This window comes from Paenibacillus massiliensis subsp. panacisoli DSM 21345, assembly GCF_000426545.1.
In the GTDB taxonomy this organism is placed as follows: domain Bacteria; phylum Bacillota; class Bacilli; order Paenibacillales; family Paenibacillaceae; genus Paenibacillus; species Paenibacillus panacisoli.
In genome coordinates, this window is the sequence record NZ_AUFO01000029.1 from 59,040 (window position 1) to 69,653 (window position 10,614).

General features: G+C 47.8%; 8 protein-coding genes and 1 rRNA gene. 1 reads left to right on the forward strand and 8 read right to left on the reverse strand.

The window, feature by feature from the left end; all coding sequences use genetic code 11:
* Positions 1 to 43 precede the first annotated feature (43 nt).
* From disA to K331_RS0119555, 7 genes are all read right to left on the reverse strand, one after another.
* Positions 44 to 1,120, reverse strand: coding sequence for a DNA integrity scanning diadenylate cyclase DisA (gene disA, locus K331_RS0119525; protein ID WP_018888195.1), 1,077 nt, complete (start codon positions 1,118 to 1,120; stop codon positions 44 to 46).
* Between the two features lie 14 nt (positions 1,121 to 1,134).
* Positions 1,135 to 2,508 (reverse strand): DNA repair protein RadA, encoded by a 1,374-nt coding sequence (radA, locus tag K331_RS0119530; protein ID WP_028591605.1) that lies wholly within the window; start codon positions 2,506 to 2,508, stop codon positions 1,135 to 1,137.
* A gap of 298 nt (positions 2,509 to 2,806) precedes the next feature.
* Positions 2,807 to 5,251: an ATP-dependent protease ATP-binding subunit ClpC gene (gene clpC / locus K331_RS0119535; protein ID WP_028591606.1), complete on the reverse strand. Its 2,445-nt coding sequence runs from the start codon at positions 5,249 to 5,251 to the stop codon at positions 2,807 to 2,809.
* A 67-nt stretch (positions 5,252 to 5,318) separates the two neighbouring features.
* Complete coding sequence (locus K331_RS0119540) at positions 5,319 to 6,392, reverse strand: protein arginine kinase (protein ID WP_018888192.1); 1,074 nt, start codon at positions 6,390 to 6,392, stop codon at positions 5,319 to 5,321.
* Between the two features lie 26 nt (positions 6,393 to 6,418).
* Complete coding sequence (locus tag K331_RS0119545; RefSeq protein WP_028591607.1) at positions 6,419 to 6,943, reverse strand: UvrB/UvrC motif-containing protein; 525 nt, start codon at positions 6,941 to 6,943, stop codon at positions 6,419 to 6,421.
* 173 nt (positions 6,944 to 7,116) lie between these two features.
* A complete protein-coding gene (locus K331_RS0119550) occupies positions 7,117 to 7,578 on the reverse strand; it encodes a CtsR family transcriptional regulator (RefSeq protein ID WP_028591608.1) in 462 nt (153 codons plus the stop codon).
* 474 nt (positions 7,579 to 8,052) lie between these two features.
* Positions 8,053 to 9,225: a GNAT family N-acetyltransferase gene (locus tag K331_RS0119555; protein WP_028591609.1), complete on the reverse strand. Its 1,173-nt coding sequence runs from the start codon at positions 9,223 to 9,225 to the stop codon at positions 8,053 to 8,055.
* 249 nt (positions 9,226 to 9,474) lie between these two features.
* Here K331_RS0119555 and K331_RS0119560 point away from each other — a divergent pair, with 249 nt between their 5' ends.
* Entirely contained in the window at positions 9,475 to 10,344 is an 870-nt protein-coding gene (locus K331_RS0119560; protein ID WP_028591610.1) for a hypothetical protein, read from the forward strand.
* 151 nt (positions 10,345 to 10,495) lie between these two features.
* On the opposite strand, the gene rrf is transcribed toward K331_RS0119560, so the two are convergent.
* Positions 10,496 to 10,612: ribosomal RNA gene (rrf, locus tag K331_RS0119565) — 5S ribosomal RNA — on the reverse strand.
* Between the last annotated feature and the right edge of the window lie 2 nt (positions 10,613 to 10,614).

The following is a 10,614-nucleotide window of genomic DNA, read 5'->3' on the forward strand; positions in this document are numbered from 1 at the left end:
AGCTAAGCTCTAGTTCCAATATCATCCACTGATGATATTGCAATTACATCTGCCTGTCAATGAACACTTGCTCCTGCAGTCGCTTCAGCCCTTCCTTGATGGTACGGGCGCGCACCTCACCAATGCCATCCACCTCATCCAGTTCCTCAATGGAAGCCATCATAACCTGTGGCAGCTCACTGAATTGGTCTACCAGATTATGAATAATCACATTAGGTAGCCTTGGAATTTTATTCAGTACACGATACCCTCTTGGGGATACCGTTTCCTCTGAAGTGGCCGCGGACGAAGGATAACCAAGCAATCGCGCTATATGATGAGCATCGAGCAGTTCTTCATCCGTTGAATGCTTTAGACCATTAATGATTTCGCGGATTTTCTCATCACTGTCTTCTTTGGCATAGTCCTTATAGAGTAACCAAGCTTCTTCCTCGGTGGTCCCCACAAGCTCCTCCATCTGCATGCTGATCAGACGGCCTTCATTGCCTAGCTCGTTGACATAACGCTTAATTTCCATCTTAATCCGCATGACCATCTCCGTCCGCTGGATTACATTGATAACCTCCGGGATGGTTACCAGCTCCTCGAATTCGGAGGCAGACAGGTTCGTCAGGGCCTGATTCAGTACAGATTTGTATTTCTCCAGCGTCTGAATAGCCTGATTGGCTTTGGTCAATATGACACCAATTTCCTTAAGGGCATAGCGAAGCGTGCCTTGATACAAAGTAATAATATTACGACGCTGAGAAATGGACACAACCAGCTTCCCCGTTTGCTTCGCAACTCGCTCGGCCGTTCTATGACGAATTCCGGTCTCAATGGAGGAGATGGAGGAATCCGGTATCAACTGCGTGTTCGCATATAAAATCCGCTTCAAATCTTCGCTCAAAATGATGGCCCCATCCATTTTGGCCAATTCATACAGATAGTTCGGTGAAAAGTCGCAATTAATGGAGAAGCCTCCATCTACCACTTCCATAACCTCTGGACTGTAGCCGACGACGAGAAGTGCTCCGGTCTTAGCCCTGAGTACGTTTTCTAGACCTTCACGAAAGGGTGTACCCGGCGCTACAAGCCGCAATAAATCGTTCATTTTACCGAGTTGGCTCGTTTCCTTCATTGTATTTTTTCCCCCTAATTTAATGCGGCTGCCAGTGCTTCAGACACAGTCCCTACCCCAATGATCTCCAGATTTTTAGGTGGCGTCCAGCCTTTCAGACTTTTTTCCGGCAAAATCACTCGTTTGAATCCGAGCTTATGAGCTTCACGCACCCGCTGCTCTGCTCTGGACACAGCACGTACCTCACCAGTCAGTCCTACTTCACCAAAAACCACATCATAAGGCTTCGTAGGTACATCACGGAAGCTTGAAGCAATACTGACGGCAATTGCCAGATCTACCGCCGGCTCATCCAGCTTCACGCCTCCTGCTACATTCAGATACGCATCCTGATTCTGCAAGAACATTCCCATACGCTTCTCCAGCACCGCAATGATCAGACTTAAGCGGTGGTGATCAATGCCCGTGCCCATTCGCCGCGGGGAAGGAAAGTGGGTACTTGCAATCAACGCCTGCAGCTCCACCAGTACAGGTCTCGTGCCCTCCATACTCGCAACCACTGTCGAACCTGCTACTCCTAATGGACGTTCGGATAGGAATAGCTCCGAAGGATTCTCTACCTCCCGCAAGCCTCCTTCTCCCATCTCGAAGATCCCCATTTCATTGGTGGAACCGAATCGATTCTTGACGGCCCGAAGCAAGCGATAGGTATGATGACGTTCCCCTTCAAAATACAGTACACAATCCACCATATGTTCAAGAAGTCTTGGACCTGCAATGGCTCCTTCTTTGGTAACATGACCTACGAGGACCGTGGCTATGCCAAGCCCTTTGGCGATGCGCATAAAACGAGCTGTGCACTCTCGCACCTGGGATACACTGCCCGGCGCACTGGTCACATCTGGCAAATAGACAGTCTGGATCGAGTCAATAACCAGAAATTGGGGCTTCATTTGATCTACAGCTGCCTCAATGGTCTCCAGATTCGTTTCACATAGAACATATAATTCAGGCGAGAGCACTCCAAGTCGATCAGCACGCAGCTTGGTCTGACGAACGGATTCTTCACCAGATACATACAGCACACGCAAGCCTGAACGTGCCAGTTCATTAGACGCCTGCAGTAGTAGCGTGGATTTGCCGATTCCAGGATCTCCGCCGACGAGTACTAATGAGCCTGGAACAAGTCCTCCACCCAGCACCCGATTTAACTCTCCAATACCCGTGAGCACACGTGGTTCTTTCCCACTCTCGACCTCGGTAATCGACAAAGGCTTCTCTTGCGTCTGGTTATTAAAAAGGGATGAGCTCATCCCTGCTGTCTTTACAACAGTCTCTGTTGCCTCAACCATGGAGTTCCATGCTTGGCACCCTGGGCATTTTCCGTACCATTTAGGCGATTCATAGCCGCATTCCGTGCAATAAAATTTGGTTTTTACTTTAGCCATTCGATTCTCCTTGTTCAAAAAGCTCCAATACTAAAAGTGTACCATTGAAGCAGAGCAACCGTAAAGCAATATCACAAACTTTTCCAATCACTGTAATGAAGCAAAATTCTGATGACCGAGCATGATTTGCCCGGAATTCAAGGCAGATAAGATTAATATATGACAGCATTTCACGAACATGAAGATGCTACCTCTTGGGATGAAAAAAAGGGTTGCCCCCATTGTATGCAGCACATCGCAGTACATAACGGGAGCAACCCTTTTCTATATAGTTCTCACTTGTCAAACGCTATATTCATCAGGATTGAGTGGGAACATTCGTTTTCTTACTAACCTTCAAACCACCTTCAATCTCGTCGATCAGCAGGGAATCCCCCTTGGTAATCGTTCCGCTCAACAGCTCCTCGGACAAACGATCCTCAATATGCTTCTGAATCGCTCTACGCAATGGACGTGCCCCGTAGGCTGGATCAAAGCCTTCTTTAGCCAGGAATGCCTTAGCCTTGTCAGTCAGCTCGAAGTCCACATCGTATTCGTTCAGACGCTTACGAAGCTCTTCGGACATGAGGGAGACGATTTGACCAATGTGCTTCTCTTCAAGAGAGTGGAACACGATGATCTCATCAATACGGTTCAGGAACTCTGGACGGAAGCTCTTCTTAAGCTCTTCCATGACCTTACCCTTCATATTGTCATAGTCTGCCCCAGCATCCACCACAGCTGTGAAGCCCAGGGTAGAGTTCCGCTTGATCGCTTCTGCTCCAACGTTGGAAGTCAGGATGATGAGCGTATTCCGGAAGTCAACTACGCGACCTTTGGAATCTGTCAAGCGTCCATCCTCCAGCACTTGCAGCAGGATGTTGAAGACCTCTGGGTGAGCTTTCTCAATCTCATCAAGCAATACGACGGAGTATGGCTTGCGGCGAACCTTCTCTGTCAGCTGACCTCCTTCCTCATAGCCTACATACCCTGGAGGCGCTCCGACCAGACGTGATGTAGAGTGCTTCTCCATGTATTCGGACATATCGATACGGATAACTGCATTTTCATCACCGAACATGGACTCGGCTAGCGCACGAGCAAGCTCAGTTTTACCTACCCCTGTAGGACCAAGGAAGATAAAGGAGCCCATTGGACGCTTAGGATCTTTGAGACCAGCACGTGCACGACGAATCGCACGGCTGACTGCCTTGACAGCTTCGTCCTGACCGATTACACGCTCATGCAGCAATTGCTCCATGTTCAAGAGACGTTCCGTTTCTTCTTCCTTCAGCTTGCTGACAGGCACGCCCGTCCAGAGCGCTACGATCTGCGCAATATCCTCAGGTGTCACCTCGGAATCAGTACGCCCTTGTTTTTCTTTCCACTGATTTTTGGTCAGATCCAGCTCTTCACGCATTTTCTGCTCGGTATCCCGAAGCGCAGCAGCCTTCTCAAATTCTTGACTTTGTACAGCTGAATCCTTCTCTTTACGAATATCCTCCAGACGGTTCTCCAACTGTTTCAGGTTGGGCGGTACGGTGTAAGAGTTCAGTCGTACTTTAGAACCCGCTTCATCAATCAGATCGATCGCTTTGTCCGGCAGGAAACGGTCTGTAATATAACGGTCAGACAGCTTAACAGCTGCTTCAATCGCTTCATCCGTAATTTTTACACGGTGATGTGCCTCATAGCGGTCACGCAATCCGTACAAAATCTGAATGGCTTCCTCTGGAGATGGCTGATCCACTGTAATAGGCTGGAAGCGCCGTTCCAGGGCTGCGTCTTTCTCAATGTATTTACGATACTCGTCCAGTGTGGTGGCCCCGATACATTGCAGCTCACCGCGTGCCAGTGCAGGCTTCAGAATATTGGAAGCGTCGATCGCTCCCTCTGCACCACCAGCGCCGATCAATGTGTGAAGCTCATCAATGAACAGTACAATGTTACCTGCTTGGCGAATTTCATCCATAATCTTTTTCAGACGATCCTCGAATTCACCGCGATATTTTGTACCAGCTACAACAGAGCCCATATCGAGTGTCATAACACGCTTATCACGCAGTGTCTCCGGAATCTCATTAGCAATAATCTTCTGAGCAAGACCTTCCGCAATCGCCGTCTTACCTACCCCTGGCTCACCAATCAGCACTGGGTTATTCTTCGTACGACGACTCAACACCTGAATGACCCGCTCAATTTCTTTGCTGCGGCCAATTACAGGGTCAAGGTTACCATCCTTCGCGATGGCAGTCAGATCACGAGCCAGGCTATCCAGTGTAGGAGTGCTCACATTCGCTTGTGTGCCGCTGTGACTGGATACCGCTTCACTGCTGCCAAGCAGCTGAAGCACTTGCTGGCGAGCCTTGTTCAGGCTAATGCCCAGATTATTCAGTACACGAGCAGCTACACCTTCACCTTCACGAATAAGACCCAGCAAAATATGCTCTGTGCCTACGTAGGTATGACCCAGCTTGCGAGCTTCGTCCATGGAGAGCTCAATAACCTTCTTCGCACGAGGTGTATACGCGATATTCGTAGGCTGCTCTTGACCGCGTCCGATTAGCGTCTCTACTTCGTCCTGAATTTTCTCAAGACCAAGCCCCAGACCAATTAGGGCCTTGGCAGCGATTCCTTCACCCTCTCGAATTAGTCCGAGCAGGATATGTTCTGTACCGATATTGTTGTGTCCAAGACGGACCGCTTCCTCTTGAGCCAATGCGAGTACCTTCTGCGCTCGTTCTGTAAATCTTCCGAACATCATATGTGTTGCACCTCCATATATAGTGTAGTTCTTTGTAATCCAATATTAATTAAACTAAATGACTATATCATGCTCGGGAAGCTGAGGAACGAAGTTGCTCCCGAATCAATGTTGCTCTATAGGTGTCTCGCCCAGCATTGTCGAGCTCACCTCCAAATTTCTTTTGCAGAAAGCCCGGCTGCGTCATGACATGCAGCTCATTTAATGTCTGAATCGAGGGTCCCTCCAGGATGCCCATATCCACACCAAGTCGTACATCAGATAACCGCTGAGCGGCTTCCTTGGATTCGACGACAGTAGCATAAGACAAGATACCGTAGGATCGCATAATTCGGTCTGTAATCCGCAATATCGACTCATTCATCAGACGCTCTCTGGCTGCTCTCTCATGCTCAATAATCTGCAGTACGACACCGTGAAGGTTCTCTATGATCTCCTCCTCGGTCTGTCCCAGCGTAATCTGGTTGGACACCTGGAACAGATTACCTACTGCTTCGCTGCCTTCCCCATAAATTCCTCTAACCGTCAGCCCCACTTGTGAGACAGCAGACAAAATTCGATTAATCTGATGGGTCATAACCAAAGCTGGCAGGTGCATCATGACAGAGGCCCGCAGTCCAGTACCTACATTGGTCGGACAACTGGTCAGATAACCACGCCGATCATCAAAGGCATAATCTACAGCTGCCTCGAAGACATCATCAATACTGCTTGCCTTCTGCCAAGCCTCTTTGACCTGACAGCCGGGATACAGACATTGAATACGTAGGTGATCCTCCTCATTAATCATAATACTTACGGCCTCGTTCTCGCTGATCATCACGGCACCATTACGAGATTCACTGGCCAGATTTGGACTAATCAGATGCTTCTCCACCAACACTCTTTGATCCAGATCACTGGTCTCGGGAATCTTAAGCAAATGAAAAGCACCGTACTCCTTCATTTCCTCTTGCTCCAGCACCTCACTGAGCTTGTTCAACACCGCTTCCGATTGCTGGTTCGTGGCAAGCATAGGGAAGGGAAAATGCTGTAGATTGCGTGCGATCCGGACTCTACTGCTTATTACAATCTCAGAGTCCACAGCATCGCTGCGCATCCACTCACTTAAGGGCTGTTCGGTGAATCGGAGATTAGGCATGTCGCATCCCTCCTACTTTTCCAACTTTACTCTTGGGCTATCTGTTTTTCAAGCTCGCGAATCTGATCGCGCAATTGTGCAGCTGATTCGAACTCTTCTTGTTGAATCTTGAATTGCAGCTCACGCTTGAGTTCATCCACTTGCCGTCTGACTTTCATTTTGCCGCCAGTACGCACAGGCACCTTGCCCACATGTGTAGTGCCACCATGCACACGCTTGAACAACGGATCTAGTCGTTCATCGAAATATTTATAGCAAGAGCTGCAGCCAAAGCGCCCGATCTTGCTGAATTGAGAGTAGGTCATTCCGCATTCCTCACACCGTATAGCCTGTGGTGTGGAAGCGCCCTGCATCTGACTCTTATTAGCAGGGTCAAAATCAAGAAGGCCTGATAATAGACTGTGAATAGAAAATCCGTTAGAGGTTCCGGGGATTAGCTCACCTTTTTCCCTGGCACAGGCCTCACAGATATGAAATTCCGTCTTCTCTCCATTCACAATCTTGGTGAAATGGAGCGTTGCCGGCCTTTTATTACATTCTTGGCACAGCATACAAGTACCTCCTTTAATAATGTAACCCAGACTTGGTCACAATCGGTCAAGACATTCCCTAACCAACGGACTAATCCCATCAGGTTACATGTCTTGGTTCAACCTCCATCAGCACTATAGATGCAGCTCCACTGAGCGGAACTCGGTCCTGCTCTATACTGCCGAAGAAGGCTTCATCTGGCGAGAAGTGCTATAAGCATCGCCTTGAAGACTCGTGCCCGCAACTGGTCCCTTAGAGGAAGCTTTAAGGCCAGAGACTCTCTGGAGATCGCTGCTTTCATGATTGCTGCTTCCCGCCTGTTCAGTACACGGGCTTCCTCCAACTGATAGATTAACCCTTCTGCTGCGGTCTGGCTAATCTCATCTCCTATCGTATGGTGCAGATGAGTATGCAGGATGTGCTGAGCTGGTAGCTCAATTCGCTGAATGCGAATATACCCGCCGCCTCCGCGTTTACTTTCAACGAGATAGCCTTTCTCAAGGGTGAACCGTGTACTTATAACATAATTAATTTGGGAAGGCACGCAAGAGAAGCGGTCAGCCAAATCGTTGCGCTGGATTTCCACTAATCCTTCAGGACTCTCGACCAGCATGCTTTTCAGATATTGTTCGATAATATCAGAAACATTACGCATTTCATCATCCTCCACTGATGGAAACACAGGAATTGCTCTGTACTCCACAGAGTGTGCCGTATACACAACTTAACCAAAGACTAAAGTCACGAATCTTGCAAAAATAAGCCCTACAGCAGCTCAACCCCTGTAAAAAGGACCTTATCCACCATAACGCCTGATTCGATTTTCGACCTACACGGTCTGAAAAATCAAAGACTGTTCCAAAAGACCAAAGCTTACCTAAGCTACATAGACATTTGAACTGCGTTGACTTTGACTTTCTTTGACTTTGTTTTTATTATAACATAATTTTCTCATTTGCCAAGTCATCCTGTTTTTATTTTTTGCACTTTTTGGCGTTCTTAATCGTTCCAGAAAGGTTTCGCCACAAATCGTTCCAAATATAAAACACAGGCCCCTATCATAGGAGCCTGTGTTTTTTAATTCTACTTACCTGCAGCAATACAATTCGCAAGCTTACTGAATGGCGGTTTAGAAGTGATCCATCAAATGAGTAGTAGCTTGGGGCAACCGCGCTGCCCATGTAGCTGCGATACTAGAGCTACCCTGGAGCTTTTCCCATGTGGACAAATAAATCGGATTCCTATAGCCGATCATCATGGCAGTCAGAGCCTGGATGTCACAGGTGAGATCAGCTTTATCTGCCTCTAGATTGGATGGACGCCAGCTACCCTGACCACTACTTGAGATAACGATTTCCCAGACACCATCATTCCAGGATGCATATGGATCTGTAAGTGCAAGCGTGAATCTGGTGTCCTCTGCAGCTGGAACAAAAGGATACTGGGACCAGAATGCCGAGGCATCGACAATTCTGCCCATGAAATAGGGAACAATCTCCTGTTGTACCCTCGGATCTTGTAGCAGGTAAGGCATTGCATCATCCGTTGGAACGTATGTAAAGACACCTCGTTCCACCATTGAATCGTGGTTAGCCAAGTAAGTCCATAGTCCACGTCTGGCCCGTTCAGTGATAAAGACCAGTTCACTGCACAGCAGCTCTTTATTTTCAATCTTATACAGCACGTAACCTTCCGGTTCACCCTTACCGTTATAATAGACTGCTGTATATGGTTGGTCACGGAACACACGCTCTTGCCACCAGCTCTCACTACGTGCCAAGGTTCCATTATATCGACGTGCATAGACGTCATAAATTGAGCTTAAAATGGCAATATCACGAATATCCCGTCGGACCTCGCCTTCCTCCACTGTCTTGCGGGGGAACTTCTCCACTGGAATCGTATACTTACGATACTCTGTATAGATCTCCCACCCGAATTTGCGATAGAACGGGAAAGAGAACGGGTGTAAGAATGATAGGGTCTGACCAGCACGCTTCATTTCCTCAAGGGCATGGACTAGTAGTTGGGACACCATTCCCCCACGCCGTTTCTCTGGCCAAGTCGCTACCCCAGCGATTCCTCCCATCAGAAAGGTCTGTCCATGAATATAAGTCTCCAGAGGTATTATGGTAAGCTTCGCCTGTAAATCCTCGCCCTGAAATATCCCCCAGCTATCCTCCGGCTTAAATCGCTTCTGTATAGCCTCACGTTGCTCTTCTGTTAATCGAGCCTGAAATGCATACTCTGACAAGGCCATATTTTTATCAAACTCATCTGCCCTGAATTGTCTAATATTCATTGGTCCACCTCAATTCTGATTTTTATCCAGCAGACTTTAGCGTTCACATGCGTGACCGTATCATCCGGCACACTACATGAGTGTCTCAAAGCTGTGAAAGGAAGTCAATTCATCCGCAAAAACTATTGGGAGCCATTGAGGAACTCTATACATTATTTACCTAATCACTATCTGATGTTAACCGTTCGCTTATGCTCACTTCGTACAATGAGCTATGTAACAAAATTCAGAATATAGGAGTGATGTGAAATGAACAAGTGGAAAAAGATAACCCTGTCATTCATGCTCGGCTTGGTAGCCTGGGGAGGTAGTATTACTGGTATTGGAGGACTAGAGACTGCCAAGATATCTGCCGCTGCCAATGCCATTCCCTCCTACGAGGTTAAATTCCTGGCAGACCCAGCGGTCGTATTGAACGAGAATGGAAATCCAAGCAGGGACGTCCTAAGTACCTTCGGGCTCGAAGCCAATGCAGAGGCTATTCAAGTAGAATATTTTGATACAGACCAGCTTGACCTCAACGATGAAGGCTGGAATGTTCGCTTTCGTAAAAAAGAAGACAAATCCAATTATGAGTTAACCTACAAAAAACGCTATCCCATCCTAAACGGCGATGTGGAAGCTGCACTTACGCTAGCCAACAAAGAGGGATTCGATGCGTCCGATGATAACTATGAAGCTGAGATTGATTGGGGATATGGCAAGCAGACGCTAAGCTTCTCTAATACCAAAAAGGTAGATACTACAGATAAAGGAGCCGTATTGCCATCCGAAGCGAAGGCGCTGGAGATGCTGCTGGACAAGCTGCCTGGAAAACTAAAAAACTGGTCCTCCTCTAATTGGGGTAAAAAGAGACTGAATGACTCACGTGCTTATGGTCCATTAACCTTTGATCGCTATAAAGGGACCTTGAACGGGCAGGAGATGACTCTTGAAGTATGGCCTGTTCGCAACGGGGCAGGTACCGGGATTGAGCCTATCGTCGAAGTTTCATTTAAGACGGATGATCCGGCAACTGCAGCAGAAATGCGCCACGAATTATTAGATGAGCTTGACACACAAGGGTGGCTTATTCCAGCAGACGGACTAAAGACACAACAAATTTTAGAACGTTACTAGTAGCAAAGGCGATTTGTAGAAAAAGGACCTGTTCCGTGGCTATTATATACGGCTACTCGGAACAGGTCCTTATAACTTGCATAAGAAAAGCGTCTATTGACGTAATATCACAGAAAAAAAACCACCACCGAAAATCGGCAGTGGTTCTTGTGCTTGGCGGCGTCCTACTCTCCCAGGACCCTTCGGTCCAAGTACCATCGGCGCTGGAGGGCTTAACGGTCGTGTTCGGGATGGGTACGTGTGGAACCCCTCCGCTATCGCCACCAAACG